Here is a 22,481-nt window from a genome sequence, read left to right as displayed (position 1 = left end):
GAGTTCACGGTAAGTTCCCCCAGTCACGGGGGAAGCACGTACGTAACCCCTTGGCTAACGGCCAGTACCCGGTGGAGTGAATGGGTTCAGCTGAAAAAATAAATGCAGTAAATCCACCAGCAAACCAGTATGAAAACATTAAAATGATTCATCAGGGGCTTTAGCATACGATTCCCTTCAGCTGGCATTTCATTTGAAATATCCATTTCTCAGCACAGCACTCAAAATCAAATCGGGCCGTTAATCGAATACCTTCAACCGTCGTTGCAAAATCTGCATTAATACGGCATTGATCCTGTGAAATCACCGCCGCGATGGCAGAGAAAACGGTCAATTGTTCATTGGCATGATCCTGACTCGTCGTATGAATATCAATGACGGCACTCGTCGATTCATTGCCTGCAAACGTCAGCATGTTATCCCCCAGGAACATTATTGGACTCAATCCTGTAATAATCCCTGGCTGGCAATAAGCCAGCCTGATTTTCACTATAGGTTTTGTCATGCCTGATTATATGGACATAAATCAACAAGCCGGAGATAAAGTAATGCCAACCTGGCAACAGACCTTAAAATGTTTGAATGGCCCGTAAATAAATCAATTGTCGTGTAGTTTTCTGCGCATGAATTTGATTGTGACAACCACACATCATCCCATCTGATCGCGCGCTCCGAATCGTAAAAACCCCTGAAATCTACGCACTTTTAATATGTCCTTATGTCATAAAAAGCACTCCCCGCTAGACAGACAGGTACTGTAACTGATACAAAAAGGACGACAGAAACAGTACAAACGTCTGTTTTAGACAATAAAAGAAAAGGTGTGCTGTATGGTAGTGAGTGAGTTGTTCCCCGCAGAAAACCTGAACACACGTGTTGAAGATATCCTTACCCTGTACAACGCCAGCCTCATGGCTCGTATGACCGACTATTTCACCTGCCCGACTGACTGGTCAGGGGCAGCAGAAACGGCCGCTTTCCAGCTGGGCAAAGACTTTGGCCTTAAAGCGCAGAATGCCCGTTTCGGGATTTCAGACCTGGACAAGGCCCTGGACCGTGGCATCAAACAACACATCCAGCATGCCGCCGCCATGCAATACGGCGCTAACGCCATGATGCGTGCCTGACACATTATCGGGCCACAATACACCTAATGATCCACTACACTTTACGCCTCAACAATCCGGATGATGTATTCATGCCAGTCATCCGGATTGGGCACCTCCTCTTCTGAGACGGCCATCCCACGAACAGAAAATCCTGCCTCATGGACACTTTCGGAATCATCGGTCACCAGCGGATGCCACTCTGGCAGATCATAGCCCTCTGCCAACAGCCGGTAGGCACAGCTATCCGGTAGCCAGTCATAATCAGCGATCGTCTCAGGCGTAAAACGAATACAATCAGGAACGTGTCGCTTTCTGCCTGCATAGTCTTTACAACGACAACTGTTGGCATCAAGCAGCTTGCAGGCGACGGCGGTTGTGTAGATGACATCCGTTTCCGGATCAATCAACTTGTTCAGGCAGCATCGACCACAACCGTCACAGAGCGACTCCCACTCGGACGGTGTCATTTCATTCAGGGTCTTGGTCTGCCAGAAAGGCAATGGCGATTGAGCGATCATGGGCAAGTGACAAAACAAAAGAGCGGCATCATACCCCCCGTCGCGGCCGACGCCAACCTGAGAGATCTACTCAGGCTTGATGGAAATCCCTTGGCGGATATGCCAGCGTCGCATGGCCGCATAAACAACAGCACTCGATAACAGGGCGATTCCCCCATAGAACAGTACCGTTTCACCGGCACCGATCACCGCCCAGAAGCAATATGCCACCCCCAAAAAACTTAACAGCGTCGTTCGACGCCCATAAGTCGTCCGCAGGCCTTCTTTTTCCATGACAACCAGTGCCGACAGCAGCGTATAGATATAGGTCACTAATGTCAGCAGTACAGCCATCAGCGCAATAGTTTCGTATTGTCTGTTCAGTGTCGGCGAAAGGGTCAGCAGCAGAAGCAGCGACATCAGGATCGCCGTCACAATCAATCCATGAACAGGCGCATTATGGCGATTCACCCGCGAAAAAAGCCGGGGAAACAGATAATCGTCTGCTGCAGCTTTGGCGATCTGCCCCTGCATCAGGATCCAGCCATTCAGGCAGCCAAAACAGGCAATAATCGCCAGCACACTGACCAGCCCCCCAGCCCAGTCTCCCAGGATATGCGATGCCACCAGTGAGAAGGGAGCCGTTGATTGTGCCAGCTCGGCCGCCGGCACAATCCCCATCAGGACCGTTGTACTCAGAATATAGAGAGCAGCGGCCAGTGACGTCCCGACAACCGTCGCAATTGGCACATCCCGCTCCGGTTTTTCAGCCCGTCCGGCCAGGACACAGGCCGATTCCAGCCCCAGAAAGGACCACAGTGTCAGGGAAGCAGCAGCGGTAATCGTCGCCAGCGTCGAGTGGCCTGATGTATTGCTTGCAGCCATCAGCACGCTTCCATCAAACCAGAACCAGCCCAGTAAGGCTGTTGCCACAACGGGTATCAGCATGCAGGTGGTTGTCACCGTCTGAAACTTCCCAATCAGGCGTATCTGCCGTGTATTGAGTATTGTCAGCAACCAGATGACACAGACAGCCATCACACAGGCGGGCAATGGTTGGGCAAGCACAGGGAAAAAATGAGCAAGATAGCCGACACCGGCGAGTGCGATGGCAGTATTACCGCCCCAGATCGCAAACCAGTAACCATAGACCACCTGGAAACCGGCAAAATTGCCAATACCGGCACGGGTGTAGGCATACATCCCACCCGCCCGCGGCATCAGGAAGCCCAGCCGGGCAAAGACCATGGCCATGATGATGGCGCCACCGGCTGTCAGCAGCCACCCCAGCAGGCTCACCGAACCCAGTGCGGCGAGACTGGAAGGCAGCAGAAAAATACCGGATCCCATCATGTTGCCGGTCACGATTACCGTCAGCGGTAAAAGTGTCAGTTTTTTTTCGCTACCCCCCATGATGACGCTCCATGTACTACCTTGGGTATTTATTGAGAAAGTCTAGTAGCTGAGACCTTCTAAATGGCTCGTCAGTTCCAGCTTAATTGGATGAATTGTCCAAACGCTGTAGAAGTGGCAATGCTCCCCCTGTAAATCCTTATTTTCCGCTATATGAGAAAGCGTATAATCTCACGCTTTCTCATATACCCTATCTATCAAGTTCCCTGAGATGTTCGCAACTGCCATTAGACAAAGCCTGCAAGAAGGCTATCGCGCCAGTGATCTGCGCAAGGACTGTGTTGCCGGCATAACTGTCGGTATTGTCGCCGTACCCCTCTCGATGGCACTCGCCATCGCCAGTGGGGCTGCACCGGAAAACGGCCTCTACACGGCCATCATCGCGGGCTTCCTGATCGCCCTGTTCGGCGGCTCGCGATTCAACATTACGGGGCCAACGGCAGCGTTTGTCGTCATCCTGCTACCCATCACGCAGCAGTACGGCCTGGGCGGGCTGATGGTGGCCACGATTATGGCCGGCCTGATCCTGCTGGCTATGGGCCTGTTAAAACTGGGCAAGCTGATTGAGTTTGTCCCCTACCCCGTCACCGTCGGTTTCACGGCCGGTATCGGTGTGGTCATCGCAACCCTGCAGCTGAAAGACTTTTTTGGCCTGACTATCCACGAAATGCCGGAATTCTACCTCGAGAAAGTACAAGCACTGGTGCTGGCATTACCCACCCTCAATATCTGGGATACCCTGACAGCATCCGTGACACTGGCCACGTTCCTGCTCTGGCGGAAGTTCAGCCGTCGACTTCCCCCGCATTTGCCGGCACTCATTGCCGGTTCCCTGTGTGCCTGGATCATCACCCAACTGGTGAACAGTCCTGATATCGCCACCATCGGTTCCCGGTTCAGCTGGTCTATTGAAGGCATGAGCGGACAGGGTATACCTCCCCTGCTGCCCCATTTTGTCCTGCCCTGGAACCTGCCGGGACCGGATGGCCAGCCCCTGGGCCTGTCCTATGGGTTGATTAAAGACCTCATGACCGCGGCGTTTGCCATTGCCATGCTTGGCGCCATTGAATCACTCCTCTGCGCCGTGGTGGCCGATGGCATGACCCGCACCCGGCATAACCCCAACAGTGAGCTGATCGGCCAGGGTATCGGCAATATTGTTGCGCCGTTCTTTGGCGGGATTCCTGCCACGGCAGCCATTGCCCGAACCGCCACCAGCATCCGCAGCGGATCGGTATCCCCGGTCGCCGCGATGATTCATGCACTCTTTGTGCTCCTGTCCGTCCTGTTGCTGGCGCCGGTACTCTCTATCGTACCCATGGCGTCACTGGCGGCCCTGTTAATGATGGTGGCCTGGAACATGAGCGAAGCGCCGCACTTCATCCGGGTGGTTCGCGTTGCCCCCCGGCAGGATGTCGCGGTTCTGTTGACCTGTTTTGCCCTGACCGTTGCCTTTGACATGGTCATCGCCGTCACCGTAGGTATGCTGCTGGCCGGATTGTTACTGATCAAACGCATCAGCGACCTGACCCGCGCCGACCGGGTTGAACACCATGCCCACGAGGACACCGTTTCACTGCCGGATCCGATCGAAATCTACGATATCAACGGCGCGCTTTTCTTTGGTGCGGCGCAGCGGGCACTCAGCATGATTCAGCGTATGGATGACCACATCAAGGTCGTCATCCTGGATATGAGCGACGTCAACATGGTCGACATGACAGCGATCATCGCCATGGAAAACATTCTGAACGATTTGCAGAAGCGCAATACCGGCCTGGTACTGAACAACCTGGAACCACGCATCATTCTGAAACTGCGCAGGGCGGGTATCCGCAAGCGCAAGGGTGACATTGACTTCGGGCGGGATATGCAGGAAAGCTGCAGCCACGCCATGGCACAGCTGCAGCTTCGGTCATAACCTCAAACACGTTTGTCAGGAATACGGACATCCCTGATGACACCTCCCGATGTTTTTTCCCGGTGCCATTGTTACAATGGCACCGCTTCATCATGAAGCCTTACCCGGATGAAGGTAGCAGGAGAGCGGTGAATGGTTATTCAGAGCCATCACCCACCGAAGAAGTAAATCTTTCAGGTGTCTCCCCCGTCGAACAGCCCTTGCTGTTCGACGGATGACGTGGACTGCTACTGGACGGGCCTCTGGAGAGATCCGGTGCAAAACCGGACGCCGAAGGAGCAAAAACGATTTTTTGGAAATACTCAAAAACCGTTTGAAACTCTCAGGCAAAAGGACAGGGGACAGGCTTATTCCGTTTTCGGGACCGATGCGTTTACCGCCACTATTGGCGGTGTCGTCTAATCTTACGCCCTTCTGGAGTACAACCTGCTTCTCCTTCTGAAAAAACGCTGCAGTATCAGTTTTTGACGGAGGATTTACATGCTCGACGCGTTACATACGGTACTTGAAACCGTGGATGACTGGGTTTGGGGACCGCCCCTGCTCATTCTTCTGGTGGGTACCGGTGTCTACTTCACCCTCAGGTTGGGTCTTTTGCAGATCCGTTACCTGCCCCGTGCACTCGCCTTCCTGTTCACCCGGGACAACACCGGCGCCAAGGGGGATATTTCCAGCTTTGCAGCACTTTGCACCGCGTTGTCGGCCACCATTGGCACCGGCAACATCGTGGGTGTCGCCACCGCCATCAAGACCGGCGGACCGGGGGCGCTGTTCTGGATGTGGCTCGCCGCATTCTTTGGCATGGCAACCAAATACGCCGAATGCCTGCTGGCCGTGAAATACCGCCGGACCGATGCCAAGGGCCAGATGGCCGGTGGTCCCATGTATTACCTAGAAGACGGTCTCGGACAGCGCTGGCTGGCTCGCTTGTTCGCGTTCTTTGGTGTTGCCGTGGCCTTTTTCGGAATCGGCACCTTTCCCCAGGTCAATGCCATCACGGATGCCGCCGCCCTTTCCTTCGGCATTCCGGTCAGCGTTTCAGCGACGGTCCTGACCCTTCTGGTCGCCATGGTCATTCTGGGCGGTATCACCAGCATTGCTGCCGTGGCTACCCGGATAGTCCCGTTTATGGCCCTGCTCTATATCGGCGCCTGCCTGCTGGTGCTGGGCAATAACATCTCGGCCTTGCCGGATGCCGTTGCGCTGGTGATTCGCAGTGCGTTCACACCGACAGCAGCGGCCGGCGGATTCCTGGGGGCAACGATCATGCTGGCCATCCAGTCGGGTATTGCCCGGGGGGTCTTTTCCAATGAGGCTGGGCTGGGTAGCGCCCCCATTGCCGCAGCAGCGGCAAGGACGCATTCGCCCGCGAAACAGGGGATGGTCGCCATGACCGGTACCTTTTTCGATACTCTGATCATCTGCACTATGACCGGACTGACACTGGTCATCACCGGCGCCTGGCAGGGTGAACAGGCGGGCGCTGCCATGACCAGCGAAGCCTTTTCAACCGGACTGTCAGCCTTTGCCGGACAGTATGTGGTCACCATCGGCCTGGTCTTTTTTGCATTCACCACCATTCTGGGCTGGAGCTACTACGGCGAGAAGTGTTTCACTTACCTGTTTGGCGTTCGAGGGGTGAGGATTTACCGTCTGATCTATATCCTGCTGGTTGGCGTCGGCGCCTTCCTGACACTGGATATGATCTGGATTCTGGCGGATATCGTCAATGGTCTCATGGCAGTGCCCAATCTGATTGGATTGATCGGCCTTCGGCATGTCGTCATTGCCGAAACCCGCGTTTTCCTTGATGGACTTCGGGACGAAAAAGCGGCTTCAGCCTGAAAAAGACTCATAGAAAAACACCGGCAGCAGCCGGTGTTTTTTCATTTTTGGGGCAGGATCTACGGGCTCACCACATCAGGTCATCTGGAATCTGGTAGTCCGCATACGGATCATCTTCATCGACATCCTTGCGGGTATTCAGCACCAGTATCGCCGCTTCATCACGCTCTGCGATCTTTTCCGCAATCTGGTAAGGCACCAGGTAATACTCGTCATCCAGACCGATCACTGCCAACTGACCATTAGCGATACGGTCCAGCTGCTGATCAGAGATATACCACTTCTTGATCGTGCCACGGTCATTGAAACGATAAGGTGTTTCACCCGCTTCCCTTGCCACCTGATGATCACTGGCCAGCTGACGGATCTGGGCCTGGATCGCCTTGCGGGTACGCTCATCTTCCCGCTGACGATTCAGTTCACGGTCCCGGGCCGCCTGCTCTTCGCGGGCTTTCTGGGCCGCGGCCTTGCTGGCCGCAGAATCGTCTTCCTTACCGGACTTACGATCCTTTTTCTTCTGGGTGCGGGCTTGCTGGTGCTGCTTTTTGCTGACCGCACCGGCTTTCAACAACTGGTCTCGTAATGACAGGCTCATAACTCTTTAATCATTGAAGTGATACAAATAATGCGATTATACCCTGCCAACCAGCGATCGCACCCCCGGGGTTGTACAGAATGACCGCGCTCTCTAACATGCCAGTTAGCGTTAATAACAAACCAGGGTGTATACGTGAGCCAAACGCAATGGACATGGGATTTACCGTCGCCCTCTATCATGACGGTGTCTGCCGGATTCGAACATACCGACCGCCTGGGTCACGTCAACAACACCGTGTATCTGCAATGGATGGAACAGGCCGCCTGGCTGCATATCACGGATCTCGGCGCCCCCTGGTTCGCCTGGCAACAGGCTGATCGCGCCATGGCAACCGTCGACACCCATATCCACTATCACACTGCGGCATCGTCTGGTTCGTTACTGAAAGTCGGCACTTGGCTGACCAGGGCCAACCGTCTGCATGCCAGCCGACACTTCCAGATTATCCGCACCAGCGACGGTGCCACACTGGTTACCGCAGATATTGATTACACCTGTATTGCAATCTCCACAGGTAAACCGGCCCGCATGCCCGGTTTTATGGCCAACGCCCACCAGGCCGGTGTAACCCAGCAGGCAACGCCCTGACACTATTGCCCGGTAAATTGGGGTTTCCGTTTTTCCAGGAATGCATTGACGGCTTCACTGTGATCCTCGGTGCCATGCAACGTCGCCTGTATGCTGGCGGATGCGGCCAACAGCTCAGACAATGGCATGGTCTGCCCATGCTGCAGAAGTCGCTTGGTGGCTTTTAAGGCCAGCGGGGGATTCGCCGCGATTTCCTGCGCAATGGCATTGGCACGCTTCATCAGTTCATCAGCACTGACTACGTCCGAAACCAGCCCCCAGCGACAGGCCGTTTCGGCGTTAATGGACCGCCCAGTCAATGCCATTTCAGTTGCGCGACTGATACCAATGACACGGGGTAACAACCAGGCACCACCGTCCCCGGGAATAAGACCCAGTTTGATGAAACTTTCAGCAAACAACGCATTGTCTGATGCAATGCGGATATCACACATACAGGCAAGATCACAGCCCGCCCCTACGGCCGCACCATTGACTGCTGCGATAACCGGCACTTCTACCTGGGAGAAAGCCAAGGGAATACGCTGAATACCCTGCCGGTAATTCTCCATCAATGCCTTCTCATCGCCAGCGAACATGCCCTGTTTATCCCGCATATCCTTGATATTGCCACCGGAGCAGAAGGTGCTGCCTGTGGCTGTCAAAATCGCCACACGAATCGAGTCATCCTCATTTAATCGCTGACAGACCGACACCAGGGCCTCAACCATATCAGATTCAGAAATGGCATTACGCGTCTCAGGCCTGTTCAACGTTATCGTGGCAATGTGATCCTGTTGCTCAAACAACAGTATTGGCTGCTCTGGCATAGTCGTATTCCGCTTCAAATCAAAAGACAATGACTGAGTATTTATTATTCATTCCTTGATGTATCGCATGATGGCAGAGATCATGGCCTACTGCATCATACAATCCCTTTGGCTATACGACATCGACAATCCCTTTCTGACGGAATGCGCTCAGGAATACCGTAAAATATTCTAATGTACTGTTCTTTCGAAAACATCCAGGCAAGTGTTCTTTCTTATCATTAGCAGCCACTCAATTGCTTTTTCTACATTCTGGCGATAGGGTGCGCGAGTTTAATCAGAAGGATCAGTGTTGCCCGCCATGCAAGAGGCCAGCCTGGAAGCGTTACAGGTATTCATCACCGTCATTCGAGAAGGCAGTTTTACCTCAGCATCTCGTTATCTTGGCATTCCCGCCTCAACCGTCAGCCGCAAAATCAGTCAACTTGAGAAAGGTCTTGGCTGCCGTTTATTAATACGGTCCACCCGTCGTCTGCAACTGACGGAAACCGGTCAGCGCTATTTCCACCAATGTGCCGCCGGACTTGATGCGATTGAAGCCGCCAACCGGGAATTGCAGCAATCTCTGGAAACACCGGAAGGCCTGTTACGCATTACCGCCCCCATCAACCTGGCCAGCAGTTTCCTGTCACCGCATTTTGCAGACTTCAGTGTCGAGTGGCCGACCATCCGCCTTGATATTGACTTGACCAATGACTTCCCTTCCTTTCTGGATCAGTCGATTGATGTCGCCTTCGTGGGAGGAGAACTGCCCGATTCCGACCTGATCGCCAGACCCATCGGCCGGCTGCGCTATGGCCTGTATGCCAGCCATCACTATCTCAGGGAACGCGGTATGCCGGAGCATCCGGATCAGTTGTCCGGCCATGATCTGATCATGACCTGGCCGCTGAAAGAGTGGCGACTGACTCACCCCGGAGGCGCCTTTATCCGCGTCCAGAAACCGCCACGCATCAACGTCAACGAGATGTTTACAGCAGTAATCGCAGCGGGCCGGGGACTCGGGATTGTGAATCTGCCCCATGCCTATGTTGCCATGCATCAGGACAAGGTTCCCCTGGCCCCACTACTGCCGGAATGGGAAGGTGCATGCCGCACACTCAGTATGATCTATCACAGCCGTGAACATCTGCCGAGGCGCGTTCGCCTGTTTATGGATTTCATGCAGGAACGCCTGCACCCGGTACTGGGTGACAGGCACTCAGGCCATTCGGGTTAACAGGATTTGAACCAGCGGCACGGTCAGTAAGGTCAGGAGGGTTCCTACCATAATCGCCCGTGCAGCCCCTTTGGTGTAAATCCCATACTGTTCAGCAATCACGTACACATTGGCGGCCGTTGGCAAGGCGGCCAGCAGGGTTCCCATGCGTAACCACTGCCCGCTGACACCCAGGTAACGCAGACAAACCAGCGTCAACACCGGTTGCAGTATCAGTTTGGCGCCACTGACGACCAACAGACTGGCCACTTCCCGTGAACCACCTGGCGCCGGTGCAGATTGCTCCGCCGATCGTCCAGCCAGCACCATCCCAATCGCAAAAAGAGCTACGGGGCAGGTAGTATCAGCCAGCATATGCAGAAATCGACTGATCGGTGCCGGTATCGTCACCTGCAGCCAACTGATTAAAAAGCCAACCACCGATGCCAATATGAAGGGATTCATGAGGACGCGAACAACAATACGCCCGACCAATTGATGGATGCGATACCCCTGCTTGGCATAATGCAGCTCAATCTTGGCCAAGGCTAGCGCCAGCATAACGTTGGACAACACCGTGGTGATCACCGCAGCAATAATGGCATCCGGCGAATCAGGAAACAGCCCCAGCAACAGGGGAATACCGATATATCCCGTATTCGCAAAAGACGCGGTATACGACTGTATGCCACTTTCTGCTATCGACCGTTTCAGCAGGCAGTGAGCAATCACAAAAACCCCGACATAGACGCCCATTGCCGCCAGAAGGTAACCGATCATGAAGTCCCAGCGAAGAATCTGATCCACGGACGCTTCACCCAGCCCAGTGATCAGCAAAGCGGGCACCGCGAAATAATAGACATAACGATTCAGTGCTGTATCACCACCGGATGGCAGCAATGAAAAACGGGCAGCAATACCGCCGGACAACATCATGGCAAAGACGGGAAACAGTGCACTCAGGAGAACAGCCAAAACGAATACCATCGCATCATCAGGAATCATCCGATCATAAGACGTCACCAAGCTGTAGAAAAAGCCGTATTACCGCAAAGAATCCCGTCGATTATGCCATGGGCGTCATGAATCCCGGATACGACGGGGTTGGGCTATTCCACTGATTATTCAGCTGCGGGAAGCAGGCGTTGCCAGTACCCCACATCCAGCCTGCGTCCAAACTTGACGCCGACCTCCCTTAAATGGGCCACCTGAACAAAACCCAGCCGTTCATGCAATCGGACACTGCCCGCGTTTGGCAGTGACACGATACCGATCACCGTATGTATCGACATGGCAGACAGTCGTTCAAACAAAGCCTCATAGAGTTGCGCCCCCAAACCACGGCCTGACGCGTCTTTTGCGATATAAACACTGACTTCACAGGCATAGCGATAAGCAGACCGGTCTTTCCAGGAACTGGCATAGGCATAGCCCATAACTTGCCCTTCATCCTCAATCACTAACCAGGGAAACTGAGCCTGTATGGCAAACATGCGATCAAGCATGACATCCTGAGTAAGCACCTGCTCTTCAAAGGTCGCTGTACTTTCTTCAATATAATAATTATAAATCGCGCAAACACGGGCAGCGTCTGCCGGCATACAATCACGAATCATACTCTCTCCCCCCATGACAGGTATGTATTCACGGACTTAAAGGTGGATCATCCATGCAATGGCAATCCCTTTCTGCAACCGTCACGGCAGGTTACGGTGTTGCCTCCGGGAAGCACCCGGATCCGCGATTTCCAGAAGGATCTCTGAGCCTGCAACTCCCCCAGTTCGAGACGCTTGGGCTTAATCTCAGCGGATACTTTCGAGGTACACTGAATCTCAGTATCGCGCCGGCCTCCTACCGGATCATCACGCCTTATCGTTGCTTTCGCGGCGTCAAATGGTGCGATGCCATGCCCCCGGAAGATTTCTCGTTTTTCAGGTGCCAGCTGGGTACACACACGAAAAATCTGGTCGAAGGCTACGTTTACTACCCACATCCAGAAACCAAACCGGATCATTTCCAGTCACCCGATATCCTGGAAGTCATTACCCAGCCACTGGAGCGTATTCACTACGGCGAAGCGATGACACTTTTGCTGCATACCGATGAGTTAAAAGTCATCTAGCCAGTTGATCATGCAATAGGCTGCATATGCTGCTCCAGGTCTCCCTTTTCCAGTCGCTCGAGCAACTCATCACCAAGACGCTGACTTTCATGAATCACTGCCTGCCAGTATTGGATGCGCTGCTGGTCGTCCATGCGCACAAAATCTTTCCGGTCGGGAATCTTGCCGTACGGCAACTGACTGACAAATGCCGGTGATGGCGCCACCATGACAACATTCCGGTAATTGTGCGCAGAGGGTTTGCGCCATTTCAGTGATTTGTCGAACCAGCCGGGTATCGCCCGGTCATAGAAATGCGGATAAAACACCAGCCCGTTGCCCTGGTTGAATGGCAGGTCGAAATGGTAATCCGTGACACCGCCATCACGGTAGACACCGGGACCTGCACCGTGAATGTCACGCACCCCTGACAAGACCAACGGGATGGAGCCAGACGCCACAATGGCATCCTCAATATTTTCTGCACTGATAGGCACCCGACGTGTCGGCAGGTCATTCAACGCCCAGAATGGAGGGCGGGTATCCGGGTGATGGAACAATACGCGCGTAAAAAAGCGACCGAGATGACGTCGGGACAAGGCATTCCCTGCAGCGCTCATCAAAAGCCCTGCAGCCTGCAGGTGTCGTTGTTCGCGGGCTGCCAATCCATGACACTGGGTTGTGATGAGATTCAACTTAATCCTGGGATTGGCCACAATCTCCCTGGCCCCATTATCGGCCAGCATTGCTTTGACAAGCGCACGGCATTTTCCGGTAATTTCTTCAGCCGTGGCATGCTTTGAATATCGCTGGTACAGATAGCCCTGTTCAAAACGTGCATGCGCCGATAACGGATCAGCCTGGGCAAGACAGGAAAATCGCCAGCATCCCGCAGAAGTGCCTAATAAATGCAGTGGTTCTTCCCGGGTCGGTAGGAGATGGGTAATGATGGCTTTGTCGAGCCCCGTCAAAACAAACCATTTGGGACCGCCGGAAGCTCCCGCCATGACCTCAACATCATGGAAAGAAAAACCATCTTTGCGAATCTTGCGAAGTGCGTCATGACCGGCACGGATGATGAGAGAGGAAGCTTTAGCCATGCTTTTCTGAATAATTCTATTGAGCTGGCGATTGTTACCGATCGATACCCGAAAAAAAGCAGCAATTGGTATTGATGAGCTGCCCATCGGTAACAGACACAGAACCGGTGCCTGTTACCTGACCTCAACGATCAGAGGCCTTGTTCTTTTACATAGGCATCCAGCTCGGTGAAACCACCAATATAATCCTGACCATGGAAAATCTGGGGAACAGTCTCTACCGGGCGGCCAACCGTTTTTTCAAGGTCTTCCTTGGAGATACCTTCTTCATAGATATCAACATACTTGTAAGGAAGGCCTTTCTGCTCACAAAGCTCTTTAGCGCGGACACAAAAACCGCAACCAGGGCGACCGAAGATAGTAAACCGTTTCATGAAATGCCTCAAAACTGTTAACACTGCAGGGACTGCCCCGCAGGCAGGGGTACCCCTTTTCTGCGCTCCAGTATGCAACCAACCGCTACGATAAAACAATTGCTTATTACAATCACGCACATAGATTGTCTGAATCATATATAAGCGACCAAAACCCTGCCTCCACTCGCTGTCGGCCAGCCGTATAGCGTCAGAACCTCCCTATACTGAGGGTTATATTTCACGTTTTCAGTTCACCAGTTACGGGCGGGATACTGTAATGAAACAGATACTTCTTATCGGTGCAGGAAAGATAGGCGCCATGATCAGCGAATTACTGGCTGGACAGGGCGGCTATGAAATCACTGTCGCCGACAGCCAGACTAACGGGTTCGACCAGTTGCCGAAATACCCGGCTATCCGCTCACTGCAACTGGATGTGTATGATCATGAGGCACTTTCCAAGGCCCTCAAGGGCAAATACGCCGTCATTTCTGCCGGCCCCTACCATCTGAGCGCAATCATTGCGGAAGCCGCCCTCAAACATCGCTGCCATTATCTTGACCTGACGGAAGATGTCGCCAATACGCGTCTGGTCAAGGCTTTGGCTGAAAATGCAGAAACCGCCTTCATTCCACAGTGTGGCCTCGCACCGGGTTTCATCTCAATTATTACGCATCACCTGGCCAGCCAGTTTGACCGTCTGGACAATGTCCATATGCGGGTTGGTGCACTGCCGACGTATCCATCCAATGGGCTCAAATATAATCTAACCTGGTCCACCGAAGGGCTGCTCAATGAATACAGCCAAGCCTGCGAAGCCATTGTTGAAGGCGAGCTGAAAGAGGTTCAACCCCTGGATCAGCTGGAACACTTCTCACTTGATGGCATTAACTACGAAGCATTCAATACTTCCGGGGGTCTCGGGACCCTCTGTGAAACCCTGCACGGCAAGGTCCGTAACCTTAACTACCGTACCGTGCGCTATCCCGGTCATCGGGATGCCATGAAACTGCTGTTGAACGACCTCCGTCTGAAAGAGCGTCGCGATTTGCTCAAGGAGATCATGGAAGATGCCCTGCCCATTACCCTGCAGGATGTGGTGCTCGTCTTTGTCACGGTCAGTGGCGAGATCAACAATCGCCTCGTTCAGGAAACCTGGACCCGAAAACTCTACGGCCAAAAGATCGGCGACCGTTTCTGGAGCGCCATTCAGACGACAACAGCCTCCAGCATCTGTGCCATGCTGGATTTACTTGCCGAGGGTCGTTTACCCCAGAAAGGGCTGATCAGGCAGGAAGATACCAGTTTCGAGGATTTTATAAACAATCGGTTTGGCCAGGTCTACCTGGGCTGTGAGAAGACGCTGAGTCAATCCCCCCTGCCGGGAGAACGGCTGGAAGCGTTTAGAACACAGAACTGAACGCACTCAGTGGGCTAGCGTTTTCACGCAAAATTAATTGAACGGCTCAAAAAACACATGTCCCGGCAACCCGGGACACACTATCCCCTACTTACCCCTTATAAAGCTTCGGGTTCATCACATCACGTAACCAGTCACCCAGGATATTGATCACCATCACCAGCACAATCAACACCAGACCGGGAATGACAGTAATCCACCAGGAACCGGAGAAAATATATTCAAACCCACTGGATATCAGTGAACCGAGTGATGGCTGGGAAACCGGCATCCCCAACCCGAGGAAAGACAGCGCCGCTTCGCTGATAATCGCATTGGCAATCTGAACGGTTGAGATCACCAGAATAGGCGACAGGGTATTTGGCAGGATATGCCGGAACATGATGCGTCCGGAGCCAAACCCCATCACCCGTGCGGCCTCCACATACTCCTTTTTCTTTTCCGCCAATACGGACGCCCTGACCGTACGGGCGTACTGCGGCCATTCCGCAATACCAATCACCAGGATCAGCATCACCATCGCCAGCTTGCTATAGAGCTCCGTACCAAAAGAGGCCTGGAACACCGCCAGCACAATAATGGCCACCATCATGGTCGAAAAGGAGAGCTGGATATCCGCTACCCGCATCAGGAAGCTATCAACCCGACCACCGACATACCCCGCCGTCAAGCCGATCACCACGCCCAGAAAAGCCTGCAATACCACCGCAAACAGACCAATAGCAATGGAGATACGCATGCCATAGAGAATCGTGCTGTACAGGTCTCGCCCCTGCGCATCGGTCCCCAGCAGGAAACGCTCATCACCCGCCTCATCCCACACCGGCGGGATTTCTGAATCCATGATATCAATGGTGGAGATATCATAGGGATTGGTTGGCGCCAACACGGGCGCCAGCAAAGCCGCCGCCACCAGCAGGGCAAAAATTGCCGCACACACCATCGCTACCCGATCGCGGGTAAAGCTGTACCAGAAGGTGGACTGGCGAAAACGCTGCCAACTGGATAAGGGAGCCGTTTCCTGGTCAGCAGCCGTCTGGTTGGCAATCATCGCATCGCTCATTGGCTGCTCCTTGTCAGTTTGACGGTTGGGTTAATCAAGCCGTAGATCAGGTCCACCAGGGTATTGACGATGACAAAGATCGCACCCACCACAATCAGGTAAGCGACAATCAACGGCGTATCAACACGGTTGATCGCTTCCAGGAACAGAAAACCCATACCCGGCCACTGGAATACGGTTTCTGTCAGGATGGTATAAGCGACCATGGTTCCGATCTGCACACCACCGACCGTGATGACGGGCAACATGGTGTTTTTCAGCGCATGCAGGAAGTAGATACGCGCTTTTTTGAGACCTTTCGCCGTCGCAAATTTCACATACTCGGTATGGAGAGCTTCCACCATTTCAGAGCGGATCAACCGAATAAACAACGGCAGCATGATACTGGCCAGCGAAATGCACGGGAGAATCAGATGTAACAGCCCATCACGGGTGAAGTAACCGGACTCCCAGCCACCAAACACCGGCACCACATCACCACGACCATAAGACGGCAACCAGCCCAGTTCGATGGAAAACAGGTAAATACAAAAAATAGCGGTAAGAAAGACGGGGACAGAAATGCCCAACAAACTGAAACCGAGAATGCCGCGGGTCAACCAGCTATTGGGTTTTATGGCGCAGTAAACACCCGCAGGAATGGACAACAGGATAATGATCAGCGAGGCGCCGAATACCAGCTCAAGGGTAGCGGGCATCTTGCCAAGAATCACGTCCAGGGCCGGCTCCTTAAAGAAGTAGGAGGTGCCGAGGTCCCCTTGGACCGCTTTGGCCAAAAAGCGACCATATTGCACCAGGAAGGGGTCATTCAGCCCCATCTCGTCGCGCAGCGCTTCACGCTCTGCTTCAGAAACCGCCTGACCGACAAGCTCCCGCAACGGATCCCCCAGGTTATCCTGGATAGAAAAACTGATGATGCTGATCACAAACATCACTATGAGCGCCTGGATCAGGCGTCGGGCAAGAAATGCAAGCATGGAACCATCACTTATCTGTCAGGGTTCGGATGGCATAGACGCCAAAGCGTATGCCTTCAGAAGGTCAGCCTGACTGCCTGCCACACCAGCAGGCAGTCAGTCACCCGTTACTCTTCGATGACCAGGTCACCCAGGTAAGGGAAGTTCATCACGTTCACAACATCAGCGGCCTTGACGTGCTTGCCGGCACCCCATGCCAGGTTTTCCCAGTGCAGGGGAACGAATGCCGCTTCCTCATAAAGGGTCCGCTCAACATTCCTCAGCAGCTCAGCCCGCTTAACCGGATCGGTCTCACTCCCGGCATCACTAACCATACGGTCTACCAGCTTGTTGCAATAGTTACCGCTGTTGTACTGCCCCCAGCCGCTATCCAGGTCGGCACAAGCCGTCAGGTACTCGGTGAAGTTGGCTGAGTCTTCGGTATCAGAATGCCAGCCGATCATCATGATGTCGGCCGAACGCTCATCAAACTCCGGCCAGTACTGGGCCTTGGGCATGGTCTTGAGATCCACCTTGATGTTGATCCTGGAGAGCATGCTCGCTACCGCCTGGGCGGTCTTGTCGTCATTGATGTAGCGGTTATTGGGCGCCATCATGGTCACGCTGAAGCCGTCCTCATAACCGGCTTCCTTCATCAACGCCTTTGCTTTCTTGAGGTCATAGCGAGGCTTGAGGTCTTCCTGGTAAGCCACATACCCCTTGGGTCCCTGCTGTCCGGCGGCCGTCGCGAAGCCTTTCATGATCTTCTTCACGATGCCTTCGTTATTGATGGCATGCACAACTGCCTGACGGACACGCCTGTCCTTGAATGCCTCAATCCGCTCCTGGTTAAGCTGCAGGGTGATGATCCGGGTTCCTGGAAGGGTGACGAGTTGGGTCTTGTCACTTTTCTTGAGCCGCTCATGGTCGGTTGGCGCCACGGGGTAGATAAAGTCCACATCACCGGAGAGCAGTGCAGCCACTCGGGTCGGGTCTTCCTTGATTGGCGTCATGATGATCTCATCAACGTTACCCGGTGACTGCTTGTCCCAGTAATCGTCGAAACGATCGAAGTTTACCCGTACCCCCTGCTGGCGATAAGTCACCACGAAGGGACCGGTGCCGGAAACCTTTTTGGACGCAAAGGTATCAGCATGCTTTTTCAGCAGGCCCTTGGGCTGCCCCTTATCATCCGTACCGGTATAGAAGGCGCTGTCCATCGGGAATATATAGGTTGCGGCATTCAGTACCAGCGGATAGGGCTTTTCGGTCACCAGATCAATGGTCAGGTCATCAACCACATTCACCGCAGTAAAAGGACCAAATACCCCTTTAAAGTCAGGGCTGGCCTTCAGACGGTCAAAGGTCCATTTAACATCTTTAGCCGTCAGGGTATTGCCTGAATGGAATTTCACTCCCTCACGTAAATGGAATCGCATGGTGCGATCATCCACACGCTCCCACTTCTCTGCCAGCCGCGCCTCAAACTCCAGGTTCTGATCCCAGCGCACCAGGGGATCAAACACCATATGGGACATCTGCAATGTGCCACCGGAAAGCTGCTCATGGGGATCCAGTGATACCGGGTCAGCGTCGTACGCCAGCTTCAGGGTGGCGGCATTCGCCCCCATCGTCAGTGACAACGCCAGCATGGCGCCAGCCAGTTTTTTCACAGTTGTTTTCATTATTCCCCCGTTTATACGGATTGTTGTGTGTTGTTATTGCCTTGCTCTGTTTTTTTCTTATCCAACCACTGTCTGGCTGCCATTGCCCTGCATAACGGCAATGCTGGATTCAATCTCCAATCCATCCCGGGACAAACCATCAACATGCGGCATCAGCCTGATCAGGTTGCGGGTATAGTCATGGGATGGATTGCCGAACAGTGTCTCGGTGTCGTTCACCTCAAGCAACGTGCCATGGCGCATAACACCAATCCGGTCACACATCTGCCGAATCACAGGAAGGTCGTGGCTGATGAACAACATGGTCAGACCCAGTTCATCCTGCAGGTCACGCAGCAGGTTAAGGATCTGGGCCTGCACTGACACATCCAGCGCTGACGTCGGCTCATCACATATGAGAAAACGCGGCCGGGTCGCCAATGCCCGGGCAATCGAGATCCGCTGGCGCTGGCCGCCGGAAAACTCATGGGGATATTTCACGCCTGCCTTACTACCAAGCCCAACATGATCCAGAAGATCCGCCACGATCTGGCGAGTCTGCTGTTCCGATTCCGCCAGACCATGAAAACGGATAGGTTCAGCAATGATATCTTTGATGACCATCCGGGCATTCAAGCTGGAATAGGGATTCTGGAACACCATCTGGATGTCACGCCTGAACGGCTTGCGCGCTTTCTCACTCAGTGTCGTCAAGTCAGTACCGGCGTAATTCACCGACCCGGAATCTGCTGGATACAGACCCGCAATCACCCTGGCAATCGTTGACTTACCTGAACCGGACTCGCCCACCAGGCCAAAGGTTTCCCCTTCACGGATACTGAAGCTGACATCGTTGGACGCCTGCACATATCGACGATTTTTTTCGAGAAACGCAGACTGGGTTTCAAACCGAAGGCTCACATGCTGCACATCCAGCAACACGTCATCAGATAACTTGGCCTTCTCCTGTCCGGCAGGTAACGCTTCACGCTGCCCTAGCCAATGGTTTTTTACATCAATGGAACGGGTCTGAACCTTCTCGATGTATTCCACCCTGGGGAAACGACGCAGTCGGATATCACTCCGTGGAACGGCGCTGATCAGACTTTTGGTATATGAGTGGGAGGGTGTCTGCAGGATTTGCATAGTCGGCCCAACCTCAACCATCTCCCCCATGTACATGACGGCCACCCGGTCCGTCACATTGGCAATCACGCCCATGTCATGGGTCACCAGCAGGCAGCCTACCTGCAACTCCTTACAGAGGTTACGAATCAGGTTGAGAATCTGGTCCTGGATCGAGACGTCCAGCGCGGTGGTGGGTTCATCCGCAATAATCAGCTCTGGCTCACCGGACAGGGCAATGGCGATAACAACCCGCTGACGCATACCGCCGGAGAACTGGTGGGGATATTGTTTTATACGGACATGGGGCTCCGGAATACCCACCGATTCCAGCAGTTCAATCGCACGACGGTAAGCTTCTTCCTGGCTCACCTCAAGGTTGGCCAGAATGGTTTCCACCAGCTGGGTTTCTATGGTGAGCAGGGGATTGAGCGAGGTCATTGGGTCCTGAAAGATAAACCCAATACGTCGACCACGAATCTTGCGGATCGCTTCCCCATGCAAACCGCTGATATCCTGGCCATCCAGCGCCACACGACCACCGGCGACCCGTCCTGGCGGACTTAACAGGTCAATGATGGCATTGCCGATGGTGGACTTACCCGCACCGGATTCACCGACCAGCCCCAGGATTTCACCTTTTTCCACGGTAAACGACACATCCTGTACAGCAACCGCGGTACCGTGTCGCGACGGAAATTCGATACGCAAATCCTTCACGTCAAGCAAAGACATGCATTCCCCCTGGTGCTCATTGTTGTCATTTTGAATTAGTTATGAGCAGACGACCGGTCCGATAGAACGCACAAAAACAGGCAAAATCGGCCGACAAACAGCCAGGATAAAGACCAGAGACAGGACCAGTCGCATACTTCTCTCTTGGACTGGAACCCGAATATAACAGGATGTTATGCGTAGTCAAACGAATGGTAATAAGTACTATTACTTAGTTCGGGCAAGTATCAAGATTCCCTCCTGAAGGAAAAATTCACAAAAAACACCTTCATTCAGAAATTTATGCGTCAATTTTTACAGGTTCTGCATAATTACACTGACACCCTGATCATCTTAGAGTGGTTATTATGAGAGTGATAAACAGGCAGTTACGGAGCAAAAAATACCATTAGCGGTCACAATCCGGCCAAACCACATTAAGTCGGGGCCACAACCTCTGCCACTGCTTTTTTCTGATACGGTCACGAAACAGTACCGGCCTCGGATTACGTGGACAGATGGATACATTCAATGACCAGTTTTCATCCAGACCATAGGGTGCGGTAAAACGCAGCGGCCCCTCCGATTCAAGACGTACACCGACACATGTCTGCCGCTCCACCCAACAAGAAATACCGTCAGCGGCATTCAGAAAAGGTGCCAGACCATGCCTGAGATGCATACGGGCCTGGTTTCTTACTTCCCATCTCACACCCGGACAGCGTGTATGGAGACGCGCTTCGAAACACGCCTCACTTTCCAGGCTCAAATCATCCGGATCAAAATACACCAGGTCCACATCATTCAGTGGGGTTGCGTCTAAGCGCTGATGCAGATGATCCCAGATGATATTGCGTAAAAACCCTGCACCAATAAACCAATCCGGCAGCATCAGTGATCGGGCCGCTTCCAGACAACGCATTCGCAGGTTGTCCTGACGGATTAACGCCGCTGTCTCCTGCTCCCAATCCATCGTGACGACTCCTTGGTACACACAAAAAACCGCAGGCATCTTCAAACACCTGCGGCTATTGTTCGATAACCTTGCCAATATAGAGGCTTAGGCAGAACGCTCCTGAATAGTCACCGGTGCCAGGGTTCCACCAAAACAGCGGATGGCAATCTTACGGCAATACTGCATGTAAACACCATAAGGCCGGGCCAGGAATACCAGGCCACCGATCTGACCGATACATGCCGTTACAATCTGGGAGACTGATGCGCCAGTGCTGGCCACCAGCAAAATGTAAACCGGAATCTGGAACAATACGAATGCCACAACATCCAGAAACAGACGGCGGAAAAAACCACCTTCTTCCACACGACCTACCCGTAACAGCCAGTCACGAAATACGCCATAAGGACGTGCGATAGCAGCGTTTACTGGAATACTCAGCAAACGGGATTGCAACGACTGCTCAAAACTCAGACCCGACAGGCCAATTTCAATAGCCATACCGGCAACCATGAAGAAGGTAATCATGGCAAAGGTATCTGCCAACGTTTCCCGCCGCTTGGTAGTCATCACATTAACCCTGCGAAAAAAAGCTACAACGCCCGGCCCCTGAGACCGGAATCCCTTTCACGAAATTTGTTATCAACAGTGCCCGAACGGGCGCGCCAGAGATGGCATGTCGTAGAAGGAGCCACCGCAGTGAGAAGCCACGGTGTGTATTTCATACTTCTTGATGACGCGGGCACTGTAACGCTGCATCAGGCACTTCGCAATAGAGGAAATTGGCAGCAGTGTTATTTATTACTTTAAAAAACCATGCCTAGTGTTTTCATTATTTTTTTCCATTTTCATTTATTAATTTATCCAGTTCCCCAATTTTTTTTAGTTGTTTTAGCTTCATCAACAAAACCAAAGTCGTGGCAACTACACGCCCCATGATCGAAATCAAGCGTGTATCCATGCCTGCACTGCTAGAATATCGCGCACCAGAGTACAGACAGGCTTAACAACGGGTTAACCACTACCCGCCTATTCAGCCCAGCTTCCGG

At 53.2% G+C, this 22,481-nt stretch carries 23 protein-coding genes and 1 riboswitch; of the genes, 7 read left to right on the top strand and 16 right to left on the bottom strand.

The features are described 5' to 3' along the window. Nucleotides 1–160 precede the first annotated feature (160 nt). Entirely contained in the window at nucleotides 161–415 is a 255-nt protein-coding gene (locus KHS78_RS14115; protein ID WP_211829118.1) for a DUF406 family protein, read from the bottom strand. Between the two features lie 415 nt (nucleotides 416–830). Between KHS78_RS14115 and KHS78_RS14110 the strand changes: the two genes are divergently transcribed. Then, entirely contained in the window at nucleotides 831–1,127 is a 297-nt protein-coding gene (locus tag KHS78_RS14110) for a hypothetical protein (protein ID WP_211829117.1), read from the top strand. A gap of 41 nt (nucleotides 1,128–1,168) precedes the next feature. Here the strand turns inward: KHS78_RS14110 and KHS78_RS14105 are convergent, their stop codons facing one another. Next, a complete protein-coding gene (locus KHS78_RS14105; protein WP_211829116.1) occupies nucleotides 1,169–1,627 on the bottom strand; it encodes a YcgN family cysteine cluster protein in 459 nt (152 codons plus the stop codon). Between the two features lie 66 nt (nucleotides 1,628–1,693). Further along, on the bottom strand, nucleotides 1,694–3,019 hold the full coding sequence (locus tag KHS78_RS14100; RefSeq protein WP_211829115.1) for an amino acid permease: 1,326 nt from the start codon (nucleotides 3,017–3,019) through the stop codon (nucleotides 1,694–1,696). A 211-nt stretch (nucleotides 3,020–3,230) separates the two neighbouring features. On the opposite strand from KHS78_RS14100, the gene dauA reads away from it, so the two are divergent. Then, nucleotides 3,231–4,940 (top strand): C4-dicarboxylic acid transporter DauA, encoded by a 1,710-nt coding sequence (gene dauA / locus KHS78_RS14095; protein WP_211829114.1) that lies wholly within the window; start codon nucleotides 3,231–3,233, stop codon nucleotides 4,938–4,940. Nucleotides 4,941–5,172: 232 nt separating this feature from the next. Further along, nucleotides 5,173–5,288: riboswitch (glycine riboswitch) on the top strand. A gap of 132 nt (nucleotides 5,289–5,420) precedes the next feature. After that, nucleotides 5,421–6,785 carry an alanine/glycine:cation symporter family protein gene (locus tag KHS78_RS14090; protein WP_211829113.1) on the top strand — a complete coding sequence of 455 codons (1,365 nt, stop codon included), beginning with the start codon at nucleotides 5,421–5,423 and terminating at the stop codon, nucleotides 6,783–6,785. A gap of 67 nt (nucleotides 6,786–6,852) precedes the next feature. Here the strand turns inward: KHS78_RS14090 and KHS78_RS14085 are convergent, their stop codons facing one another. Further along, on the bottom strand, nucleotides 6,853–7,380 hold the full coding sequence (locus KHS78_RS14085; RefSeq protein ID WP_211829112.1) for a DUF2058 domain-containing protein: 528 nt from the start codon (nucleotides 7,378–7,380) through the stop codon (nucleotides 6,853–6,855). Between the two features lie 135 nt (nucleotides 7,381–7,515). On the opposite strand from KHS78_RS14085, the gene KHS78_RS14080 reads away from it, so the two are divergent. Continuing rightward, nucleotides 7,516–7,971, top strand: a complete 456-nt coding sequence (locus KHS78_RS14080; RefSeq protein WP_211829111.1) for an acyl-CoA thioesterase — start codon at nucleotides 7,516–7,518, stop codon at nucleotides 7,969–7,971. Between the two features lie 2 nt (nucleotides 7,972–7,973). On the opposite strand, the gene KHS78_RS14075 is transcribed toward KHS78_RS14080, so the two are convergent. Continuing rightward, nucleotides 7,974–8,780 carry a crotonase/enoyl-CoA hydratase family protein gene (locus KHS78_RS14075; RefSeq protein ID WP_211829110.1) on the bottom strand — a complete coding sequence of 269 codons (807 nt, stop codon included), beginning with the start codon at nucleotides 8,778–8,780 and terminating at the stop codon, nucleotides 7,974–7,976. 301 nt (nucleotides 8,781–9,081) lie between these two features. On the opposite strand from KHS78_RS14075, the gene KHS78_RS14070 reads away from it, so the two are divergent. Further along, nucleotides 9,082–9,999, top strand: coding sequence for a LysR family transcriptional regulator (locus tag KHS78_RS14070; RefSeq protein ID WP_211829109.1), 918 nt, complete (start codon nucleotides 9,082–9,084; stop codon nucleotides 9,997–9,999). On the opposite strand, the gene KHS78_RS14065 is transcribed toward KHS78_RS14070, so the two are convergent. Together KHS78_RS14065 and KHS78_RS14060 are read right to left on the bottom strand one after the other, a co-directional pair. Further along, nucleotides 9,982–10,953: an AEC family transporter gene (locus KHS78_RS14065; protein WP_211829108.1), complete on the bottom strand. Its 972-nt coding sequence runs from the start codon at nucleotides 10,951–10,953 to the stop codon at nucleotides 9,982–9,984. The two genes, KHS78_RS14070 and KHS78_RS14065, sit on opposite strands and share 18 nt — an antisense overlap. Before the next feature lie 146 nt (nucleotides 10,954–11,099). Continuing rightward, nucleotides 11,100–11,594, bottom strand: a complete 495-nt coding sequence (locus tag KHS78_RS14060) for a GNAT family N-acetyltransferase (protein WP_211829107.1) — start codon at nucleotides 11,592–11,594, stop codon at nucleotides 11,100–11,102. Nucleotides 11,595–11,647: 53 nt separating this feature from the next. Here KHS78_RS14060 and KHS78_RS14055 point away from each other — a divergent pair, with 53 nt between their 5' ends. Then, nucleotides 11,648–12,100 carry a hypothetical protein gene (locus KHS78_RS14055; RefSeq protein ID WP_211829106.1) on the top strand — a complete coding sequence of 151 codons (453 nt, stop codon included), beginning with the start codon at nucleotides 11,648–11,650 and terminating at the stop codon, nucleotides 12,098–12,100. 8 nt (nucleotides 12,101–12,108) lie between these two features. On the opposite strand, the gene KHS78_RS14050 is transcribed toward KHS78_RS14055, so the two are convergent. Together KHS78_RS14050 and KHS78_RS14045 are read right to left on the bottom strand one after the other, a co-directional pair. Next, nucleotides 12,109–13,179: a patatin-like phospholipase domain-containing protein gene (locus KHS78_RS14050; RefSeq protein ID WP_211829105.1), complete on the bottom strand. Its 1,071-nt coding sequence runs from the start codon at nucleotides 13,177–13,179 to the stop codon at nucleotides 12,109–12,111. A 131-nt stretch (nucleotides 13,180–13,310) separates the two neighbouring features. Then, the gene (locus KHS78_RS14045) at nucleotides 13,311–13,553 is read right to left on the bottom strand and encodes a GrxA family glutaredoxin (RefSeq protein ID WP_211829104.1); all 243 of its coding nucleotides are present in this window, start codon (nucleotides 13,551–13,553) and stop codon (nucleotides 13,311–13,313) included. 259 nt (nucleotides 13,554–13,812) lie between these two features. Here KHS78_RS14045 and KHS78_RS14040 point away from each other — a divergent pair, with 259 nt between their 5' ends. Beyond that, nucleotides 13,813–14,955 (top strand): saccharopine dehydrogenase family protein, encoded by a 1,143-nt coding sequence (locus KHS78_RS14040; protein WP_211829103.1) that lies wholly within the window; start codon nucleotides 13,813–13,815, stop codon nucleotides 14,953–14,955. Nucleotides 14,956–15,046: 91 nt separating this feature from the next. Here KHS78_RS14040 and KHS78_RS14035 read toward each other — a convergent pair whose 3' ends face one another. The 7 genes from KHS78_RS14035 to KHS78_RS22495 form a co-directional block, all read right to left on the bottom strand. Beyond that, on the bottom strand, nucleotides 15,047–16,018 hold the full coding sequence (locus KHS78_RS14035) for an ABC transporter permease (RefSeq protein WP_246506491.1): 972 nt from the start codon (nucleotides 16,016–16,018) through the stop codon (nucleotides 15,047–15,049). After that, complete coding sequence (locus KHS78_RS14030) at nucleotides 16,015–16,995, bottom strand: ABC transporter permease (RefSeq protein WP_211829102.1); 981 nt, start codon at nucleotides 16,993–16,995, stop codon at nucleotides 16,015–16,017. The genes KHS78_RS14035 and KHS78_RS14030 overlap by 4 nt, the downstream gene beginning before the upstream one ends. A 107-nt stretch (nucleotides 16,996–17,102) precedes the next feature. Next, nucleotides 17,103–18,659: an ABC transporter substrate-binding protein gene (locus KHS78_RS14025; RefSeq protein ID WP_211829101.1), complete on the bottom strand. Its 1,557-nt coding sequence runs from the start codon at nucleotides 18,657–18,659 to the stop codon at nucleotides 17,103–17,105. A gap of 57 nt (nucleotides 18,660–18,716) precedes the next feature. Then, a complete protein-coding gene (locus tag KHS78_RS14020; protein WP_211829100.1) occupies nucleotides 18,717–20,498 on the bottom strand; it encodes a dipeptide ABC transporter ATP-binding protein in 1,782 nt (593 codons plus the stop codon). 388 nt (nucleotides 20,499–20,886) lie between these two features. After that, the gene (locus tag KHS78_RS14015) at nucleotides 20,887–21,450 is read right to left on the bottom strand and encodes a nucleotidyltransferase family protein (RefSeq protein ID WP_211829099.1); all 564 of its coding nucleotides are present in this window, start codon (nucleotides 21,448–21,450) and stop codon (nucleotides 20,887–20,889) included. 87 nt (nucleotides 21,451–21,537) lie between these two features. After that, nucleotides 21,538–22,002, bottom strand: a complete 465-nt coding sequence (gene alaE, locus KHS78_RS14010; RefSeq protein WP_211829098.1) for an L-alanine exporter AlaE — start codon at nucleotides 22,000–22,002, stop codon at nucleotides 21,538–21,540. Nucleotides 22,003–22,264: 262 nt separating this feature from the next. Beyond that, complete coding sequence (locus KHS78_RS22495) at nucleotides 22,265–22,393, bottom strand: hypothetical protein (RefSeq protein WP_281417078.1); 129 nt, start codon at nucleotides 22,391–22,393, stop codon at nucleotides 22,265–22,267. Nucleotides 22,394–22,481: the final 88 nt, after the last annotated feature.

This window comes from Kistimonas asteriae, from assembly GCF_018263925.1.
Classification (GTDB): domain Bacteria; phylum Pseudomonadota; class Gammaproteobacteria; order Pseudomonadales; family Endozoicomonadaceae; genus Kistimonas; species Kistimonas asteriae.
This window is presented reverse-complemented; position numbering and strand designations above follow the sequence as displayed.